The following is an 18,174-nucleotide window of genomic DNA, read 5'->3' as shown; positions in this document are numbered from 1 at the left end:
TCCAGGAGCCCGGAGGGGGTAATGCTTGATTTCGTGATCGGTGCGCTACGGCACAACCCGGAAGTGGCGGTCTTTCTCTCCATCTCTTTGGGTTGCCTGGTCGGGCGTATCCGCCTTGGCAAGTTTCACCTCGGCCCCGTCGCGGGCTCATTGCTGATCGGTCTGCTGATCGGGCAGATCGGGCTTGAGGTGCCGCACGAACTCAAGTCGGTGTTCTTTGCCCTGTTCATCTACGCGGTCGGCTTCAAAAGCGGCCCCGGTTTTTTTGGCAGCCTCAATCGGGGCACCCTCAAGCTGGTCATTTTTGCGACCGTGCTATGCGTGACCGGCCTGGGCGTGATTCTGTTGATGAATCACGTGTTCGGCTTCGATGCCGGCTTTGCCGCCGGACTCGGTGCCGGGGCGCTGACGGATACCGCGATGATGGGAACGGCATCCAGCGCATTGGGGCAACTCGACCTCGATCCGCAGAGCATTGCCGACCTGAACAGTCACATGGCCATCGCCTATGCGATTTCATATCTTTTCGGCACGGTCGGCCTGATCATCTTCGTGGGGAACATCGCACCGCGTCTGCTGGGCGTGGACCTCAAAGCCTCGGCCCGCGAACTTGAAGCCCAGTTGGCCGGTGCTCAGGGCGAACAGCGTTCGTCCGGAGAGATCACCCCCTACACGCGCATCGTGGTGCGGGCGCATCGCGTTGAGCTTGGGAAGCTGGCTTGCGGGCTGAGCATCGAAGCGCTCGAGGCGCGCCGGGAAGCTCTGAGCATAGAACGCGTTCTGCGCGGTGAGCGCGTGCTGGAGCGCGAGCCGGGTCTTGTCCTCGCTGCGGGAGATGTTGTCGGCATTACCGCCAGTCGCGATGCCGTTGGAAGCCTGGCGGCGTGGATCGGCGCGGAGGAGGACTGCCCGGCAGCCTTGTCCTATCCGCACAAGCAACTCGAAGTGGTGCTCACCTCTGCCGAGTTCGCCGACAAGACGCTTGGCGAGATCAAGCATCTGATCGGTCCGGTATCGCGGCACGGAGTCTTCCTGAACAAGGTCACGCGTCAGGGCTACGATCTGCCGCTGCTGACCAACACGGTGTTCCGGCGTGGTGACGTGGCTCAGATCTCCGGCCGCTCTGAAGCGGTCGACGTGCTCGCTGCGCGTTTCGGTCGCGTCAAGACCAGCAATTACAAAAGCGACATCGCGCTGCACACCGCAGGCATGGTGCTGGGCTCCCTGCTCGGGCTGCTTTCGGCACATGTCGGTGTGGTGCCGATCGAGTTGGGGGTGGGCGGTGGTGTTCTGCTGGTTGCCCTGATCCTTGGCTGGCTGCATTCCCGTTATCCCGCCGTGGGCGATCTGCCACCCGCAGCACAATGGGCCTTCTCGGAGTTGGGGCTGACAGCTTTTGCGGCGGTTGTCGGGCTGCTGGCCGGCCCCAAGGCCGTGCACGCCATGCAGGAACACGGCTTGGCGCTTGTACTGGCCGGCGTGGTGATTACGCTCGTGCCCCCACTCGTGGCTTTTTACGTCGGGCGCTATCTGCTCAAGCTCCATCCCATGATCCTGCTTGGCGCGCTTGCCGGCGCCCAGACCGAAGCCGCGTCCATGAACGCGATCATCGAGGAGTCACAGAGCCAGACCCCGGTCATCGGCTTCACCGTCTGTTATGCCGTCTCCAACGTGCTGTTTGCCGTGTGGGGGCCAATCATTGTCGCGCTTGCCTGACGCGGGGGCGCACCCTGCCAGATCGTATTCCGCAAGCGGATTTTCCAACTCTCAACGAAAGCCTGAAATCATGAACACACGCCTCCTTCGTACGAGCCTGATCGCAGCAAGCTTCGCCACCCTCTTCACGGCAGCGGCCCGCGCTGAAGACGATGGCCACGATCTGGCCAAACAGCTCGCCAATCCGGTTGCGGCCCTGATCAGCGTGCCCATGCAATTCAACTACGACCACAAGATCGGCAGCGCCAATGGCGAGCGTTCGGTGCTCAATATCCAGCCTGTGGTGCCCTTCAGCGTGGGGCAGGAGTGGAACCTGATTTCACGGACCATCCTGCCCCTGATCGAGCAGAAGGATGTCGCCGGGCAATCCGGCAGCCAGTCCGGCACCGGTGACATTGTGCAGAGCCTGTTCTTCTCGCCCAAAGCCCCTACTGCCGGCGGCATGATCTGGGGGGTGGGGCCGGTCTTCCTTCTCCCTACCGCCAGCGACAAGCTGCTGGGCACCGAGAAGTGGGGGGCAGGCCCCACGGCGGTGGCATTGATCCAGAGCGGATCCTGGACCTACGGTGGCCTCACCAACCACATCTGGTCCTTTGCCGGCAAAGAGTCCCGGTCTGAAGTGAATGCCACCTTCCTTCAGCCTTTCGTCAGCTACATCACGCCGACCAAGACAACCTTCTCGTTCTTTACCGAATCGACGTATGACTGGACCAGCAACAGGTGGTCCGTGCCGATCCATGCGGTAGTCAGTCAGCTCGTGAAAATCGGCGAGCTGCCGCTGCAGTTTACTGTGGGTGCGCATTACTGGGCCCAAAGCCCGGAAACCGGCCCGCAAGGCTGGGGCGGGCGCGCCGTCGTGACCCTGCTGTTCCCCCGCTGAATCTGGAATGACTTGCAAGGAGACTTCTCATGAAGCCACAACACTTTCGTCTGGCGCTCGGGCTGAGCGCCGTACTGGCCAGCCTTGCGGCGCATGCTGACGGTGCTGCCAATGCCCTGATCATGCCGGCCGAGGCCCCGGTCACGCAGCAGGCCGAGATCGTGATTTATCCCGCCAAGCGCGTTATCACCATGGAGAAGAAGCAGCCCGAGGCGGCGGCTGTGGCCGTCAGCGGCAAGCGCATTCTCGCGGTCGGCACGGTGGAAGAGCTCAAGCGCCAGGCGGGCACGCGCAGCGTGCGGGTGGATGAGAGCTTCAAGGACAAGATCATCATGCCGGGCTTTCTCGATCAGCACTTGCACCCGGTGCTCGGTGCGCTGACACTGGCCACCGAAATCATTGCGCCGGAAGACTGGGCACTGCCGGGCCGCACCGTCCTCGCAGCCAACAGCGAAGCCGAGTATCGCAGCCGCCTCAAGGCCGCCGATGCCGCCCTCAAAGACCCGAACGAGCCGCTGATCAGCTGGGGCTACCACAAGCTCTGGCATGGCAAGCTGGATCGCGCCACGCTGGATCAGATCAGCAGCACGCGTCCGATCATCATCTGGCAACGCTCCTGTCATGAGTTCATCGTGAACACCGCTGCGCTGAAGTATCTGAACATCACCGAGGCGGACGTGACCGGCAAAGGTGACGCCAGCAAGATGGCGAACTTCGCCGAAGGCCATTTCTGGGAGCAGGGCCTGAATCTCGTGGCCGGCAAGATCCTCAAGGTGATGGCCTCGCCTGAGCGCCTGAGCTTTGGCCTCAGGCAGATGGTGGCCTATGAGCACTCGCACGGGGTCACGGCCTACAACGAGCCGGGCGCGATCGTCACGCCAGACATGTGGAAGCTCTACCAGCAGATCCTCGGCGCCGACAGCGTGCCGATGTACACCACCTTCCTCGCGGATGGTCGCGCCATCATTGATCGCGTGGGCCTCGATGCCGGTCTGGACGAGGTCGAGAAAACCATCGCCCTGGCGCCCGAGGACGCGGGCGGCAAGGTGATGTTCTTCCCGAAGCAGATCAAGCTGTTCGCAGATGGCGCCATCATTTCTCAGCTGATGCAAATGAAGCAACCCTATACCGACGGCCACCACGGTGAGTGGATCATTCCGCCGGCCGAACTGGAGAAACGCGCCAAGCTGTTCTGGGATGCCGGCTACCAGATCCATGTGCACGTGAACGGCGACCTCGGGCTGGAGGTGGTGCTGGCTACCCTGAAAAAGCGCATGAAGGAAGCGCCGCGGCAGGATCACCGCTTTGTGGTGGTGCACTTCGCCAACTCGAACGAACAGCAGATTGCCAAGATCGGCAAGCTCGGCGCCATTGTCAGCGCCAATCCGTATTATCCGACCGCCTTTGCCGACAAATATGCCGATGGCCTTGGCAAGGAACGTGCGGACAAGATGGTACGTGCCGCCTCGGTGCTGAAGGTGACGCCGCATTTGTCCTTCCACTCCGATCTGCCGATGGCCCCGAGCGACCCGCTCTACCTGGCCTGGACCGCGGTCAATCGCATCACCCAGAGCGGCCGCGTGGCGGCGCCCGAGCAGCGTATTTCGGTGGACGCAGCCTTGCGCGGCGTGACAATAGAGGCCGCCTATTCCTGGCGCAAGGAAGACCTGCTCGGCAGCATCAAGCCCGGCAAGATCGCCAACCTGACCGTGCTGGAAGCCGACCCATACAAGGTCGACCCGAAGAAGCTGAAGGATATTCCGGTGTGGGGCACGGTGTTTGAAGGTCGCGTATTCCCTGTACCAGCCGCATACCGGGCAAAGCCAGGCGGTGAGATGCCGAAATTTGGGGGAAGAAATACGACAAATGCTGTGCTTGGCAAGCGGGTCTCAGAGTCGTTCCAACATGCTCATGATGATGGTGACGAGGCCTGCCATCTGGCAGAGCTTTCACAGCTTGCTGTACTCGCGTACAGCGAGAATCTGGCCGGCCGTTGAATCATTCAAGGGCTGCAGTAGAAACGGCCCGCTCACTGCGGCTGTTTCTGCTGAGAACGCGTCTCTGCGGTTCCAGAGTGGTGCGCGCACAACAGGTATGAATAAGCATCAAGGAGCGGAGAGATGGCTTCTCTAGACAAGAAACTGTACCGAGGCTGGCATGCCCGTGCGGCCGGTATCGTGGTGGGGCTGGGTGTGGCCCTGCTGGTAAGCATGCTGGGCACGCTGGGGATTCTGGCTAACGAGCGGCGTCAGGCTGTTGCCGTCCAGGCGCTTACGGCGGATCGTCTCAAGCAGGTCGTTGTCGAGCTGAACCAAGCCTTTTCCAGACTCGAGCAGAGTCGCCTCGAGCGCTGCAGTGAAGAGACTCTGACCCATTTGAGAGGCTTGCTGCTGCAATATCGTTACTTGCGTGACGTAGGGATCGTCGATGCGCGTGATCGCATTCTGTGCACGACCAGTGGAGGACTGCTGAGCGAGCCAACTCCCTTGCCGACCCCCACCAATGTAACCAGAACCGGCTTCAGGAACTGGCTTAATTACAGCGTCGGTTTTGGTGAAGGCCGTGTCGTCGTTTCGCTCACGGCGCGTGGGAATTTCATGCTTATGGTGGACTCGCATGCGAACACCGAACTCATGCAGCACTCAGGTATTGACTCGATCTGGATGGACTCTGAAGGGGTCTCTCCGGGCAAAGCGAGCCCCGTGTGGCGCGCCCCTCGCGTTCAAGAAACCGAACCCTGGGCACCGCTTCATTCCGAACTGGGTTTTTCGAGTCAACAACAGTTCTGGAGCCGAATCGACTGGCGCCGCGGCGTGCTGGCACTGGAAAGCAATGTTCCGGGCACAGGATATTTCATTCAGAACAAGATCTCTCTGCGAGAGCTCTTCCGCAATAACTCCCGCATATTTTCCGGGCTTGTCCTGCTTGCGTTCCTGACAGGAGGATTGGCCGGCGGCCTGGCACATCAACGAGCCAGACTTCTGAGGACTCTGCCGTACCGGATTGCGGATCTTTGCCGGCCGGAGAACATCATTTGCATGTACCAGCCGATCATGGAGCTTACGACCGGCCGGGTTGCGGGCTGTGAAGTACTCATGCGCCTGCGTGATGGTGGGGAGGTGATTTATCCCGACAAGGTGATCCCACTGATTCTTGAGCGTAGCCTGGGTTGGCAACTGGATCAGGCGGTCTCTCTGCGCGCACTGAGAGAGCTGGCCGATGCGCTGCCGAAAAATCCGGTTTCTACGGATGCGCGTCTCTTTAAAGTGGCGATCAATTTTTTCCCTGAAAACATTCGTTTCGAAAAACTGACTGCACTGCTCACGCCGATAAGGCCGGAAGGCGTGAGCTTGAATGTTGAGGTGACCGAATACGGCATGAGCGATGATTTGTTTGAAGAGGTCAGGTGCTTGCGGGAGGCTGATTACCTAATCTCTGTAGATGATTTCGGTACTGGCTACTCCAACCTCGGTACGGTCAAGTGCCTCTCGCCGGACTTCTTGAAAATCGACAAATCTTTCGTGTTTGATATGGAGGATGATTCCCTGCGCTCCAGCCTGATACCGGAAATCGTTGCAATAGCCCGAGCGGTCAATGCTGAGCTTATTGCCGAAGGGGTGGAGAACGAGCAGCAGGCGAATCGGTTGAGGGATATGGGCGTCCAGTATGGACAGGGGTATTTCTTTGCTCGCCCCTTGCCTATTGAAGAATTCATGGAGTTTCTGGCGAAGGCTACATCAGGAAAAAGTGCCTAGAATTTTGTCAGGGGGCAGAGCCCTTTGCGCTGACCGAGTGAGCATCGCTCGGCGATTGACGCAGGAAGCAAATGCCCCGGCATTGCTATCGGCTGAGTTCCTGGTCTGCTGGAAGACATAAGAAATTGTTTACTGGTGCCGGACTGCTGCTGCCACGGCAGATTTCCGCCATGTGCCCAATGTGTCCAAATTGTTTGAGGGCTCCTTGACCACCCGCAGCAGCGTGGCGGGCATAAAGACAGGCACTACTGAGCGCTGCCGGCAACAAGATTGAGTGCGCTGTAGATCGTCTTGCTGCAGCGCCTGCGTATGCCCTGGTGCCAGCGCTACGGCAGAGGAGCTCAGGCAGGGCTTTGCGCCGGCTAAGCCCTATCCCTGGCAGGCGTTCAGGCCTGTTTATTACGCACGATGTTGAAAGGCCCACTGGCCTGGCTGCCGGGCATCAGCTCGATGAAGTTAATATTCACATGGCGTGGCAGGCTGGTGCTCCAGTAAACCGTTTCGGCGATGTCGTCGGCGGTGAGGAAGTCCGTATTGGCATACACGCCGTCGGCTTTGGCCTGATCGCCATGAAAGCGCACGGTCGAGAATTCGGTGCCACCGCACAGACCGGGGGCGATGTCGGTGGCGCGCACGCCTGTGCCAGCCAGATCCGCACGCAGGTTCAGGCTGAACTGCCGCACGAAGGCTTTGGTGCCGCCATACACGTTGCCGCCCGGATAAGGGTAGTGGCCGGCCACCGAACCAAGATTGACGATGTGGCCGCGGCCCCGTGCCACCATGCCCGGCAATAGGGCATGGGTGACATAGATCAGCCCCTTCACATTGGTATCGATCATGCGCTCCCAGTCATCCAGCGAAGCCTGGTGGGCGGGGCTGACGCCGAGCGCCAGGCCGGCGTTATTGACCAGGATGTCGACTTGCGCAAAATCGGCCGGCAGATTCGCGATGACCTCCTGAACCGCCTGCTTGTCGCAGACATCCAGCACGGCGGTATGCAGCGGCAGGCCAGGAAACTCGTCCTGCAGGGCTTGCAGGCGCTCGGCGCGGCGGCCGACGGCAATCACCTTGTGGCCTTCGCGCAGATAACGGCGGGTAATCGCGGCACCAAAACCGGCGGTGGCGCCAGTGACAAATACGATCATCGGAATACTCCTGTAGTTAAATGTCCAATGGAAGGGGGGCGGTAGTGCGCTGTCAAAACAGAAACCAGAATGGCAGGCATCATTTTGGCCTCAGCAAGGCACTCATGACACTTATTCTTGATGCCTCATGCAGATCAAGCCTTGCTGCTGACATCTGATATAGCCTTGGCGTATTAACGGGCAGTGGAGTCGGCATCGTCAGCGTCTTTGCCGGCAACAGATTTACTGGGGAGAACATCTTGATCGTCATTCTTGGGGCCATGGATACCGAGATCGCCGAATTCCTGTCGGTGATGGAGGCGCGCGACACTTCTGTCTGGCAAGGCATTGAGGAACATCGCGGGCTGATCGACGGGCATCGCGTGCTGGTCAGCAAGACCGGAGTGGGCAAGGCCATGGCTGCCATGCGTACCCAGCACTTCATTGACAAGGTGGCGCCACAGGCATTGTTGTTCACTGGACTGGCAGGTAGCCTGAAGCTGGATATCCGGATTGGCGACACCGTGATTGGCCGCGATTTGGTGCAGCACGATCTGGAAAGCGTGGTGCTGGGGCTACCGCGCGGTCAGATCCCGTTTTCGGACATCCGCTTCCTGACCCCCGATCCGGCCTTGTTGGCCTTGGGGCAGGGCTATCAGCCGGTCGAAGGCCGGGTGCATTTGGGGCGTATCTGCACTGGCGATCAGTTCATCACCCATCGTGAGATGAAGAGTCATGCTTATCTGCACAGCGAGCTGGCTGGTGACGCGGTGGAAATGGAGGGGGCAGCCGTGGCGCTGGTGTGCTCGCTGAACCGGGTTCCTTATCTCGTGGTGCGTACGATCTCGGACATGGCCGATGAGGACGCGGTCTCGAATTTCGAGGAGATCCTGCCTCGCGCCAGTCAGAACAGCCTGGCTTTCGTGCGCCATGTGCTGGCCGGTATCAGCGTTATTCCGGTGGCAGGCAACTCCTGAAGACAGACTTTGGGGCGCTGGAGTGTTGCGCGTATTTCAGTCATTTGCGCAACACTTGCAGAACAACCAAAAGTGCGCATAATTTTTATTATGTTAAGTTGGCACTACAGATCAAGGCGACCTTGCGCAAGGTACTGCGCACACTTCAAGAGTCGCTCACTCTTCCGAGGTTGTGCCAGATATAGGCAATACAGCCGCAAGGCTTCCCGATCCACTCCAAGCGCCGCAAGGCGCTTTTTTTCGGCCCTCGCTACCCGATACCACCGGCGAGCTTGCCGAGGCCACCTAGAGGCTCTGATACGCCAGTACGCGGAGCGCAAACGCCAGTAGGGTTTGAATTCTTGATGCACGAGCCTGAAGGCCCAATGCTGCATGTGTCCAGGCACGACAGCCCGAGGGGTTCTAGATTCCATGGGCCCGTGATGATATCCGGGCACGTCCTAGACGGTGCGTTGGTTCTGATGTGTCCTAGTTATAAATCTAGGCGGCTTCGCCGCCCGGACCGCTTCGCGGCCGCCCGCCCGGGCTCGCAAGCTCACCCGTTGGGGCTATCCGCTACGCAATATCCTACTGGCATAGCCATAAGAGCGATGAAGTCACCGCCTACGCGCAAGCGCTACGGCATACAGGTGGAATCTAGCGATTCCACAGGCCCGAATCCAAGCGGCCCCGTATCACGGTCTGCCCGTTCGCTTCGCCTCCGCTGCACTCTAGCCGAACGTTACGCAATGGCCGCCCGCCTGACGGATTAATCCGACAGATCGAGCAGACCATTGCTTCACTTTTCGGCCCGTTGCGCTACGGGCGAAGGCGACGGGCAGACGGCGGATCTTAAAGGGAGGTCCGCCCGGATTCGGGAAGTGAAAAACACGATGGGCTCCAACTCGGGGCTCCGGTCAGATGAAAGGCAAAAACCATGGCGAACAGAGCGTACATGCAAAAGGCGGAATTTCTCGCTAAGCAGCTTTGCTTTGACTTCGCCATCCGCGCACGCAAGACCGTTGCAGCAGTTCTGCCAGTCCTAAAAGCACTCAGGGCACACCTGAAGAGATGCGCCCCGAAAGCCGAGCAATACACGCCAAAAAACGATCTTCAAAAACAGTTCTTTTTCATGTACCTATTTTTCCCTACTCAAAGGACACGCTTTTGACCGTTCCAGTCATGACCACCCTGCCCCGCAGCCGGCGCACCTTGAACGATAGGCGCGTCACTTTTCACCACTTGACCACGGTCAGATTCCCAATCGACGAAATAGCCCTTGTCGGCAATCTCTTTGCATAGGTCCGGATCAATCGCAAACGGCGTGGCTTGTTGCGTATAGCAGCGGCAAGGCTTCGTTTTGGTATAGACACACGCGGCAGGCCGGGGAGCAGTCTTAGCTTGCGTGAGCTGGTCGTACCTGGGGGCAGTCTGAGGCATGTTAGCCATACGCGGCACAGTCGTAGCGGCGTACTCCTCAACAGTCATAGGAGCAGGACCAGACGAAGGCCTGCTACCACCGTTTGAGCCGGCAGCAGACTGACCAACAGGCGCGGCAGTCTTTGATTCAGCAGATGCACCATGCGATGCCGGATCGATATTCCGCTTAACGACAAAAAACGCGCCCACAGCGAGCACCAAGAAGATCGCAAAAACATAGACGTACTTTGGAACAGCAAGCGGGGTCTTTGTATGCACCTCGGCAGACTTGTAGAGATCGAAAGCTTTTTTCGGAAGAGCAACCTTCTTTCGAGCAGAAAGCTCACGACTACGAGGCTGGTCCGGATTCCCGACCTCGGACCACTCTAGCTGCTCACGACCTCGCCACGTACGACGGAAGTGCACATGCCGAGTAATCAAACGTCGAATGTTGCCATCCAGCAAATTGGGATGTTGGGTGATCAGCCAGAAATCGAGACCGCGATGGCGGTGCACTTCGAGCTGAGCCACAGCAGGCGGGACAGCAGCAGACGACGCACGCGGTCGGAAAAACTGCTGGCACTCGTCAATAACAATGAGCGCGCCATCTGGGGCCCAATCCGGCCAGCCCATGACATCTGGCGCAACTTCATGCGGCACAACCAAGTCGCGAATGCCATGTACGAAAACAGGGCGCTTGCCCTGTTCAAGTTCTGACAGCCATTTGACGACATGCAAGGTCTTGCCAGTACCGGGCACACCGGTGATTAACGTGATCATTTTGCGATGTACTCCAACTTAGAGGCGGCCATCATGGCTGCGCGGGCAACGAAGGCAGAGAGGACTATACCGATTGCTTGAGGAATTCCACCAAGGCCGAGCAACTGAGCAATATTCGCGGGCAATTGCCCGTAATAGCCGACCACATAGCCGGTCACAGCATCGGAGAGTGACGACAACGCGGCATAGGACACCGCACCAATGCCGACGGCGATCAGAGCGCGTTTTACGAGGCCAGCGAAGTTATCCGCAAGCCATGTGACGAGCGCGCCAACAGCGATGGCGCCAAGGGCTGGAAGGGCCATTAGGTTTTAGCTCCAAAGACGATGTACGCAGCAGAAAGCCACGCTAGCGCGAGAATGAGCGGGCGCAAGGCAACGACAAAATCACAGGCAGGCAAGAAGATATTGACGGACTCGCCCAACACATTAAGTGAGCCACCAGAAGGACAACCGGAGGCGCTGGAAACAAAGATAGGCGTGAGATTCGCAACGCCGGCTTTTTCTGTCTTCAAATCAACATCGCTAATGTTTGTGTACTTGGCCGCGCTTTGGCAGTCATCGGCTTTTGGGTTTGTAGAGCACAACTCGGCTTGCCCGGTTTTAGATGTCGCCGCGCCGGAAGCCGAAGTAGAAGTAGCGCTACTACCAGAACCGCCAATAACAGTCCCAGGAACAGTTCCTGAAGACGTAGCAGCACCAGACGTTGCAGCCCCGGACGTGGCGGCACTTGAAGTGGCAGACCCGGAGGACGCGGCAGAGGAATCAGCAGAAGACGCAGAGCCGGAAGCAGACGAGGAAGCCGAGCCAACGCACCTAGGCGAACCATTGATGCTGGTCAGAGTTTGTCCAGCGGCGCATGTATCAGGCGGTACAGCAGCCATCGGATTACCGACACCAGCACCACCCGTGCATGTCTCGCCGTTATACCAATACGCGCCATAGGCATAAAAAACGCGTTGGCCATTTTGCATGCCGTACTTGGCCGGCACAGAGCCGGTCGAACCGGACGCGGTACCTCCGAACGTAGCGGCGCAATTGTTATTACATGCAAAAAGGGGAAACGATTGATAACAGGCTTCAGCAGAACCGCCGCAGGAATATAGACCGCTATTTGCAACAGTCCCTTTTAATGGAGCACAACCGGGCGCGGATGATGCAGCAGAGGACGAAGACGAAGAACACGAATCAGCCGCGACTTGTTGAGCGCTAGCAGCGACACCATTACAAACTTTCGCGTAATAAGCGAAAAGATTAAAACAATCAGAGCAAACCAAAGACTTACCGTAATAACATTTAACTTGACCAGATCCAATAGAAGAAGCAGCCAGATTTTCTGATCGGTTAAAGTCAGAAACAGAAGCCCCAGCGTAAGGCGTACTTGATGTAACCATAGCCTTACAAACCTCGGCACCAGATGAGTAGATATAGCTACTACCGTTTGTAGAATAGCCAAGAGGCAAAGCAAAAGATGCACTGGAAAAAAACAGGACAATAAAAATAAGTAAATACTTCATGATCTTGGCCACGAAACAATCAGGGCGAAGACGACCAGGGGCACAAATGACACCCAAAATCCGGGATCGTAAAAACTCATTTAGCGGCCTCCCCCATCATTCGGTAGCAGGCCACACAGATCAAGGCCGACGCGAAGCCCCAACCGATGGCTTGACCATCCCAGAAGCCTTCAAGCGGGTCGCACGAAGAGAACGCAGGCGCTTGCGCAGCTTGAGTGGTGGCGGCAATAAGGCCACCAGCAGTATCAAAATGCTCGACACGACGACACCACATAGACTGAGAGTCGAGAGCGGTACAGGGAACATACGAGGTCTCCAAAGTGTCACCAGAAGGCAGCAAGGCGGCTGCACGAGGCTGGGCGCTGAAGTGCTTGCTTAGAGCATCCTCAGGAGACATACAGCGCCCATCCACGCGCAGCCCGTCCATTACTTGGCGCCCTTCTTCATGTACATGTAAGAGGCAACCAAGATGCCGACGATCAGGAAGGCCGCAGCAATCTCGAGGGTGTCGGTCTTCATATCGCTCACAGCGGTCTTGACCTCAGCAGGCACAGCAGCGGAGGCAGCGCCAGCGATGGTCAGAGCGCCGACGGCAACCACGGAACGGATAGCATTGATGCGATTTTTGAACATTTGAAACTCCGAGCCCAAGGTTTAAGCCGCGCCAGCTAGGGCAATCACTGGCGTGACGGGAAAATCAATCGAAAATTTCGGAAACGCTGAAAGCCCAAGAGCCGTATTCGCAGCGATAGCGAAAAATCCCAAATACATAGGCGCCAAGCCAGAAGCCGAAAACAACAGAAATCAAGACGGTGACAAAAGCCAGCCCCATCCCGAGAACGCCGAGAAAGAAGTCGAGACCAGAGACGTAACCAGAAACAAAAGAAGACATTAAGCAGCCCTCAAAAAGTTAAAAAGGCGGTTCTTCGCCGTCATGCTCAACATCAATTTGCACAGTGTTTTTGCCAGACACCCAAAACGTGGTTCCATCCGGGCTTAGCCACATGTCGAACTGCGCACCTACGAGGCCGTAGAAGGTCTGCAAAACACCGATTGCTTCCGGACATGCTTCAATGACATCAACAGCGCCAAGCCAGACGCGATGCACGGTCGGCTTTTTGGCATCCGCGCTATGCCAATAGCGTTTCTTTTCAGCGTCGGTCAGATCGTCGAAAGTCTTTTCCATGTACTTGACGATATAGCCGCTGAGCCTGCTGCTATCCCATTGACGCCCTGCCCCACCCATGCCCTGTTTTGCCCTGGGGGAAGTCACATCAACTTGACCCGGGGTCTCAGCGCCTTTTTCGTCACCCCTGCCCCCAAGGGCCTGATACCAGCAGCGACGAATCACGCTATAGGGTTGCCACCCCTTAACGGCCAGATGGATGTGGAACGCGCCCCGGTCTTGCAACTCAGGGACCGCCACATAAGGCCACGGACGGCCCTTGAGTTCTTTCCGGAGAAGGCGAACGAAGCGCTTGAAGTCGTCGTAGAGCCTTTCCCGGTCCTGCATGTTTTCCCGGTAGGTCAGCGTCAGCAGCCGATCGGCTGAAATTTGCTTGACGAGCCAACGGGCGGATTGCTTGGCGCGACGCACTGCGCGCTTGTGATTACGTTCCCTCTTTTCGGCCTCCTCCTCATCAGTGAGAGGCTTTGCGCCGAAGCCGGGGGCATGAGTGCCGGAGCTTTCAAAACGATCCTTCATGGCATCCATTGCCATGGGCCGGACGGCTTGAACACAGCCCTCCAAGGTTCCGTTTTGAAAGGTTCGGATCTTCATAAAATAGTTTCTTTCGGGCAGTTCGAAGGGAATGCTTTCGTCATCATTGACAAAGTGTTCAGCAACAGCTAGGTTTGTCATCAGTTCCCCGCAAATCAGACTTGTGTGGAATAGAAAGCCCGGATACCTCGCCAAAGGTTCCGGGCTTTTACTTTATTAGGCAGCAGGGGCTTGAGCAGGCTTCGAAGCGGCACCGCGCGGGGCAGGATTCAAACCCACCAGACGAGGAATCAACTGGCCGGCGTTATCGCCGAAGCCCTTGCCCCAATTGAATTCAGCGAAGTAGTCGCCGGGCTGGATGGGTTCCTTAGCCAGATCGCCATAGACGCGGATTTCACCGACCACGAAAGTTTCGGCATGCAGGCCGCATTGCAGAACTTGATACTTGCGGGAGGCATCCTTCTGGGAGGCCTTGATTTCAGAGGCGAACACTTGCAAGCGATAGACGTTGGACATTTCAAACCCTTTCGGTAAGTAGCGCCTCGCGTTAGCGGGCTTGTTAGTTGCCAACTGACAACGTAATCGAATGTTAGAAGCCGACTAACTCTTTTGTCAAGCGTAAGCGAACGACTTACACTTAGATCAGATCAAGAAAGGAGAAGGAACGATGAAACCGATCTACATGTACATGGACGAAGCCATAGAGATGGGGGCCGTAAAAAACGACTCAGAACTAGCGGCAAAGCTAGGCCTATCAAGGGCAAGCGTATCGGCGTGGAGGAACGGGAAGACCGCACCAGACGACGAGCAAGCCATTGCACTTGCCCGACTGATCGGAAAGCCAGAAATTGAACTGATGGCAGAAGCAGCAGCCCACCGAGCGAAGACGTCGGAAGCTCGCACCTACTGGGAGAGGATTGCAAAATACTCAGCGACCGCCACAGGCGTGGCCGCAACATGGGTTTTGAGCCTGTTTGCAGTGGCGATGATGGCAGGGTATAGCCCAAGGTCAGAAGCCAAAACTTTTGACACCTACCCCACCGAAAGCCGCACCACGCCTAGCAGTAACCACTCAGCCAGTTTTTATTATGTAAAGTTGCGGGGTAGAAAAAGCCAAGCTAGAGAAAGGCGTTGGCCCCTCATCTGTTGATGCACTGGCAAGCCTTACTCTTCAGGGCCGAAGCAGATCGCATGATCGATGCAATCGGCGCAATTGGGCGATTTGCAGATTGGTACACCTGCCCGCCCGCAAAGCTGGCGGTAGAAGAATTTCTTCCACTTCATGTCGCCAACGTTCAGTGTGGCGAGGGTCGGGAAACGCTGACGCAGGACAGCGTTGAGTTCGCGGCGTGACGGCAGGCCCATGTCCTGCCACAGATGATTGTCACGCTGGGCCGCTGTGGCAATGGTGGCCGCAAGCCAGATTCCCATCTGGTCCAGCGGCGCGGCGTGATCAAGGAGGAGCTCAAACAGATCTTCGAATTCGTCGAAGCGATCCGCTGCAGCACCGTTCTCTAAATCCTGCTCAGGTGCACACAGCGCACGCAAGCCTTCGAAGGATGTTGGACCAAGGCCGCGAATCAGCGGTTGCGCTCCAATGCGCCGGGACTCAGCCAAGCCACAGCGAATGACCAGCAGATCCAGTGCGTCGAGCGGCTCCAGCAAGGCAAGTTCGGGCGCAATCAACTCAGGTGCATTCATGGTTCGGTCCTCCGCATTTTTCTTCGCAAGGAACAGGCCAGTTTGAAGCCACCAGGAGATGCTCTGACGTGGATGCGCCGGGCCCTCACCGGAAGCTCGCAAACATGGGCATTTCGCGGTTTTCCTCGCCCTTTTTTAGCGCCGCATGCCAGCTATGCCGACGCCGAAGACGCCAAGATGGACACGACAAAGTGCACATTGCTCACAGCTAGGTCAGGTGGATAGCGAAACGGATTGCGACGAGATCCTCTCTATCTGCATGAAATAAAATAGAAAACCAATTCGGCACGGTAATTGCTGAGCTCGTTCCGAGAGGAGCGTTACGCCATGCAAACCGCTTTTACGATCAATGACACCACTCTGCGCGACGGCGAACAGACCGCCGGAGTTGCCTTTACCGTCGAGGAAAAGTGCAGCATCGCAGCTGCCTTGGCAGCTGCCGGGGTGGCTGAGCTCGAGATCGGTATTCCGGCCATGGGCGCTTCAGAGATCGAAGCGATCAATGCCATCGCCATGCTGGGCCTATCTGCCCGCACGATGGTGTGGGGGCGCATGGTGGCGGCCGATGTAGAGGCGGCCAAGCGCTGCCATGCAGACATTGCACACCTCTCAATTCCGGTTTCGGATATTCACATCGACGCCAAGTTGCGCCGCGACCGGGAATGGGTGCTGGCGCAGATCCAGCCCGTGGTGACCTTGGCCCTTGAGGCTGGCATGGAGGTCAGCGTCGGTATGGAGGACGCTTCCCGGGCCGATCCGGCATTCCTGTGCCGGGTCGCTGAGGTGGCTCAAGCGGCCGGCGCACGCCGGATCCGCTTTGCGGACACCCTGGGCATCCTGGATCCCTTTGCCACTTTCGAAGTGATCAGCCGTCTGCGCCCGGCCGTAGATATCGAAATCGAGATTCACGCCCATGATGATCTGGGGCTCGCTACAGCCAATACCCTAGCCGCTTTTCGCGCCGGCGCTACCCATGCCAACACCACGGTGAATGGCCTGGGGGAGCGTGCCGGCAATGCGCCGCTGGAAGAGGTGGTGATGGCCATGCGCCATACCCACGGCGCCGATCTCGGCGTGGATACGCATGCCCTGCTGGATATCTCACGCCTGGTGGCACGGGCTTCACGGCGTCCCGTCGCAGCGAACAAGAGCATCGTTGGCGAAGCGGTGTTTACGCATGAATCCGGCATTCATGTGGATGGCTTGCTGAAGGATCAGCGCAACTATCAAGGCTTTGACCCGGATGAGCTGGGGCGCGTGCATCAGCTCGTATTGGGCAAACATTCCGGCTCGCATGCCGTGCAGATGGCTTGCGGGCGCCTGGGGCTGAGTCCCACACCGCGGCAGATGGCACAGATCATTGAGCGCATCCGTGATTTCGCTATGGCGACCAAGCGCGAGCCCGGTTCGGATGAGCTCACCCGCTTCTATCTTGAAACTGCATTGCCCGCTGGAGAAGCAGGATGAAGGCTGAAGCCGAACTCCTTCGCCAGCTTGCTCCCCCTGCCCCGCTGCCGGGCCTCCTGGCGATGCTGCGAGAAGATGTGGCCTGCGTGTTCCAGCGAGATCCGGCTGCGCGCAGCACGCTTGAATTGCTCACCATCTATCCCGGCATCCAGGCCCTCGTATTGCATCGTTTTGCACATGTGCTGTGGCGCCGGGGCTGGCGTTACCTGCCCCGACTGCTGTCCTTCCTGAGCCGGTTCCTGACCAATATCGATATCCATCCCGGCGCTACCCTCGGCCGGCGTTTCTTCATCGATCACGGCGCGGGAGTGGTGATTGGCGAAACCGCCGAAGTTGGTGAAGACGTCACGCTCTATCACGGGGTCACCCTCGGCGGCACGACCTGGCGCGCCGGCAAACGCCACCCCACGCTCGGTAACGGTGTGGTGGTCGGTGCGGGCGCCAAGATTCTGGGAGCCATCAGCGTGGGAGATCGCGTGCGGGTTGCGGCCAACTCGGTGGTGATTGACGACGTAAAGCCCGGGGTAACGGTGGTCGGTATTCCGGGTCGTGCCGTGTTGCCCAAGGAGCAGCGCCGTGTGATGCCGGGCGGGATCGGCATCGATCTTGATCACCACCAGATTCCTGACCCGGTCGGCAAGGCCATCAGCTGTCTGCTCGAACGCATTGCTGATCTGGAGCGTGAAGTGCAGCGCCTCAAGGGCGATCCTCTGCCCGAACAAGCGGCCTGTCGCGCCTGTGACGACAGCTGTTCCCAACCTGAATTCGATAGCGGCCCGAAAGAGCCAAAACAAGGAGCAAAAAATGGATGAACTCACCCAAAGGCTGGCCAGCCTTTCTTCGGCCGAAGACTTCCTGGACTTCTTCTCGGTACCGTACGAGCAGAGCGTTGTGAATGTGAGTCGCCTGCACATTCTCAAGCGCTTCTACCAGTACCTTCGGCGTGATACCGAGATCTCCGGTGGGCTGGGCGAAGGTGCTCTGTATGCCCGCTACCGTGCCCTGCTGGTCCAAGCCTATGAGGATTTCGTGAACTCCACACCGGCCCAGGAAAAGGTTTTCAAGGTGTTCCAGGACAGCGACGGCAAGCAAAGCGTCACCCTCGACAGCCTGCGCGCCACCCTGCCCTCCGCGGCGTGA

At 58.2% G+C, this 18,174-nt stretch carries 18 protein-coding genes; 9 read left to right on the top strand and 9 right to left on the bottom strand.

All coding sequences use genetic code 11. The features are described 5' to 3' along the window. Positions 1-21 precede the first annotated feature (21 nt). The 4 genes from aspT (at position 22) to HJ583_RS07775 (ending at position 6,351) form a co-directional block, all read left to right on the top strand. On the top strand, positions 22-1,716 hold the full coding sequence (gene aspT / locus HJ583_RS07790; RefSeq protein ID WP_170021418.1) for an aspartate-alanine antiporter: 1,695 nt from the start codon (positions 22-24) through the stop codon (positions 1,714-1,716). Positions 1,717-1,786: 70 nt separating this feature from the next. After that, on the top strand, positions 1,787-2,596 hold the full coding sequence (locus HJ583_RS07785) for a transporter (protein WP_170021417.1): 810 nt from the start codon (positions 1,787-1,789) through the stop codon (positions 2,594-2,596). A 29-nt stretch (positions 2,597-2,625) separates the two neighbouring features. After that, complete coding sequence (locus HJ583_RS07780) at positions 2,626-4,593, top strand: amidohydrolase (RefSeq protein ID WP_170021416.1); 1,968 nt, start codon at positions 2,626-2,628, stop codon at positions 4,591-4,593. 123 nt (positions 4,594-4,716) lie between these two features. Then, positions 4,717-6,351, top strand: a complete 1,635-nt coding sequence (locus tag HJ583_RS07775; protein WP_170021415.1) for an EAL domain-containing protein — start codon at positions 4,717-4,719, stop codon at positions 6,349-6,351. A gap of 386 nt (positions 6,352-6,737) precedes the next feature. Here the strand turns inward: HJ583_RS07775 and HJ583_RS07770 are convergent, their stop codons facing one another. Then, a complete protein-coding gene (locus tag HJ583_RS07770) occupies positions 6,738-7,496 on the bottom strand; it encodes an SDR family oxidoreductase (RefSeq protein WP_170021414.1) in 759 nt (252 codons plus the stop codon). A 239-nt stretch (positions 7,497-7,735) separates the two neighbouring features. Here HJ583_RS07770 and HJ583_RS07765 point away from each other — a divergent pair, with 239 nt between their 5' ends. Beyond that, positions 7,736-8,452 carry a 5'-methylthioadenosine/adenosylhomocysteine nucleosidase gene (locus HJ583_RS07765; RefSeq protein ID WP_170021413.1) on the top strand — a complete coding sequence of 239 codons (717 nt, stop codon included), beginning with the start codon at positions 7,736-7,738 and terminating at the stop codon, positions 8,450-8,452. Positions 8,453-9,583: 1,131 nt separating this feature from the next. Here the strand turns inward: HJ583_RS07765 and HJ583_RS07760 are convergent. The 7 genes from HJ583_RS07760 to HJ583_RS07730 all read right to left on the bottom strand — a co-directional run bounded on the left by HJ583_RS07760 (position 9,584) and on the right by HJ583_RS07730 (position 14,382). Further along, positions 9,584-10,630, bottom strand: a complete 1,047-nt coding sequence (locus HJ583_RS07760; RefSeq protein ID WP_170021412.1) for a zonular occludens toxin domain-containing protein — start codon at positions 10,628-10,630, stop codon at positions 9,584-9,586. Continuing rightward, positions 10,627-10,935: a DUF2523 domain-containing protein gene (locus HJ583_RS07755; RefSeq protein ID WP_170021411.1), complete on the bottom strand. Its 309-nt coding sequence runs from the start codon at positions 10,933-10,935 to the stop codon at positions 10,627-10,629. The genes HJ583_RS07760 and HJ583_RS07755 overlap by 4 nt, the downstream gene beginning before the upstream one ends. After that, positions 10,935-12,158 carry a virulence factor TspB C-terminal domain-related protein gene (locus HJ583_RS19320; RefSeq protein ID WP_170021410.1) on the bottom strand — a complete coding sequence of 408 codons (1,224 nt, stop codon included), beginning with the start codon at positions 12,156-12,158 and terminating at the stop codon, positions 10,935-10,937. The genes HJ583_RS07755 and HJ583_RS19320 overlap by 1 nt, the downstream gene beginning before the upstream one ends. Before the next feature lie 414 nt (positions 12,159-12,572). Then, positions 12,573-12,779, bottom strand: a complete 207-nt coding sequence (locus tag HJ583_RS07745; protein WP_170021409.1) for a major capsid protein — start codon at positions 12,777-12,779, stop codon at positions 12,573-12,575. 64 nt (positions 12,780-12,843) lie between these two features. After that, positions 12,844-13,038 carry a hypothetical protein gene (locus tag HJ583_RS07740; protein ID WP_170021408.1) on the bottom strand — a complete coding sequence of 65 codons (195 nt, stop codon included), beginning with the start codon at positions 13,036-13,038 and terminating at the stop codon, positions 12,844-12,846. Positions 13,039-13,056: 18 nt separating this feature from the next. Next, complete coding sequence (locus tag HJ583_RS07735; protein ID WP_170021407.1) at positions 13,057-14,007, bottom strand: rolling circle replication-associated protein; 951 nt, start codon at positions 14,005-14,007, stop codon at positions 13,057-13,059. Positions 14,008-14,082: 75 nt separating this feature from the next. Next, positions 14,083-14,382: a hypothetical protein gene (locus HJ583_RS07730; protein WP_170021406.1), complete on the bottom strand. Its 300-nt coding sequence runs from the start codon at positions 14,380-14,382 to the stop codon at positions 14,083-14,085. A 151-nt stretch (positions 14,383-14,533) separates the two neighbouring features. Here HJ583_RS07730 and HJ583_RS07725 point away from each other — a divergent pair, with 151 nt between their 5' ends. Beyond that, entirely contained in the window at positions 14,534-15,016 is a 483-nt protein-coding gene (locus HJ583_RS07725) for a helix-turn-helix domain-containing protein (RefSeq protein WP_170021405.1), read from the top strand. 14 nt (positions 15,017-15,030) lie between these two features. On the opposite strand, the gene HJ583_RS07720 is transcribed toward HJ583_RS07725, so the two are convergent. Then, positions 15,031-15,567, bottom strand: coding sequence for a nitrogen fixation protein NifQ (locus tag HJ583_RS07720; protein WP_170021404.1), 537 nt, complete (start codon positions 15,565-15,567; stop codon positions 15,031-15,033). 327 nt (positions 15,568-15,894) lie between these two features. Between HJ583_RS07720 and nifV the strand changes: the two genes are divergently transcribed. From nifV to nifW, 3 genes are read left to right on the top strand one after another with little or no spacing between them, the layout of a single operon-like run. Further along, entirely contained in the window at positions 15,895-17,034 is a 1,140-nt protein-coding gene (nifV, locus tag HJ583_RS07715; protein WP_170021403.1) for a homocitrate synthase, read from the top strand. Beyond that, positions 17,031-17,846 carry a serine O-acetyltransferase gene (cysE, locus tag HJ583_RS07710; protein ID WP_170021402.1) on the top strand — a complete coding sequence of 272 codons (816 nt, stop codon included), beginning with the start codon at positions 17,031-17,033 and terminating at the stop codon, positions 17,844-17,846. Before nifV ends, cysE begins: the two co-directional genes overlap by 4 nt. Beyond that, entirely contained in the window at positions 17,839-18,174 is a 336-nt protein-coding gene (gene nifW / locus HJ583_RS07705) for a nitrogenase stabilizing/protective protein NifW (RefSeq protein WP_101943678.1), read from the top strand. The genes cysE and nifW overlap by 8 nt, the downstream gene beginning before the upstream one ends.

Source organism: Uliginosibacterium aquaticum (assembly GCF_012972705.2).
GTDB classification, from domain to species: Bacteria; Pseudomonadota; Gammaproteobacteria; order Burkholderiales; family Rhodocyclaceae; genus Uliginosibacterium; species Uliginosibacterium aquaticum.
Note: the sequence above shows the minus strand (reverse complement) of the source record. Positions and strands in the feature narration are given on the sequence as shown.

Excerpts from the sequence above, each read along its gene's own strand:
- aspT (WP_170021418.1), top strand. The coding sequence starts at position 22 with ATGCTTGATTTCGTGATCGGTGCGCTACGGCACAACCCGGAAGTGGCG.
- HJ583_RS07785 (WP_170021417.1), top strand. The coding sequence starts at position 1,787 with ATGAACACACGCCTCCTTCGTACGAGCCTGATCGCAGCAAGCTTCGCC.
- HJ583_RS07780 (WP_170021416.1), top strand. The coding sequence starts at position 2,626 with ATGAAGCCACAACACTTTCGTCTGGCGCTCGGGCTGAGCGCCGTACTG.
- HJ583_RS07775 (WP_170021415.1), top strand. The coding sequence starts at position 4,717 with ATGGCTTCTCTAGACAAGAAACTGTACCGAGGCTGGCATGCCCGTGCG.
- HJ583_RS07770 (WP_170021414.1), bottom strand. The coding sequence starts at position 7,496 with ATGATCGTATTTGTCACTGGCGCCACCGCCGGTTTTGGTGCCGCGATT.
- HJ583_RS07760 (WP_170021412.1), bottom strand. The coding sequence starts at position 10,630 with ATGATCACGTTAATCACCGGTGTGCCCGGTACTGGCAAGACCTTGCAT.
- HJ583_RS07755 (WP_170021411.1), bottom strand. The coding sequence starts at position 10,935 with ATGGCCCTTCCAGCCCTTGGCGCCATCGCTGTTGGCGCGCTCGTCACA.
- HJ583_RS07745 (WP_170021409.1), bottom strand. The coding sequence starts at position 12,779 with ATGTTCAAAAATCGCATCAATGCTATCCGTTCCGTGGTTGCCGTCGGC.
- HJ583_RS07740 (WP_170021408.1), bottom strand. The coding sequence starts at position 13,038 with ATGTCTTCTTTTGTTTCTGGTTACGTCTCTGGTCTCGACTTCTTTCTC.
- HJ583_RS07735 (WP_170021407.1), bottom strand. The coding sequence starts at position 14,007 with ATGACAAACCTAGCTGTTGCTGAACACTTTGTCAATGATGACGAAAGC.
- HJ583_RS07730 (WP_170021406.1), bottom strand. The coding sequence starts at position 14,382 with ATGTCCAACGTCTATCGCTTGCAAGTGTTCGCCTCTGAAATCAAGGCC.
- HJ583_RS07725 (WP_170021405.1), top strand. The coding sequence starts at position 14,534 with ATGAAACCGATCTACATGTACATGGACGAAGCCATAGAGATGGGGGCC.
- HJ583_RS07720 (WP_170021404.1), bottom strand. The coding sequence starts at position 15,567 with ATGAATGCACCTGAGTTGATTGCGCCCGAACTTGCCTTGCTGGAGCCG.
- nifV (WP_170021403.1), top strand. The coding sequence starts at position 15,895 with ATGCAAACCGCTTTTACGATCAATGACACCACTCTGCGCGACGGCGAA.
- cysE (WP_170021402.1), top strand. The coding sequence starts at position 17,031 with ATGAAGGCTGAAGCCGAACTCCTTCGCCAGCTTGCTCCCCCTGCCCCG.
- nifW (WP_101943678.1), top strand. The coding sequence starts at position 17,839 with ATGGATGAACTCACCCAAAGGCTGGCCAGCCTTTCTTCGGCCGAAGAC.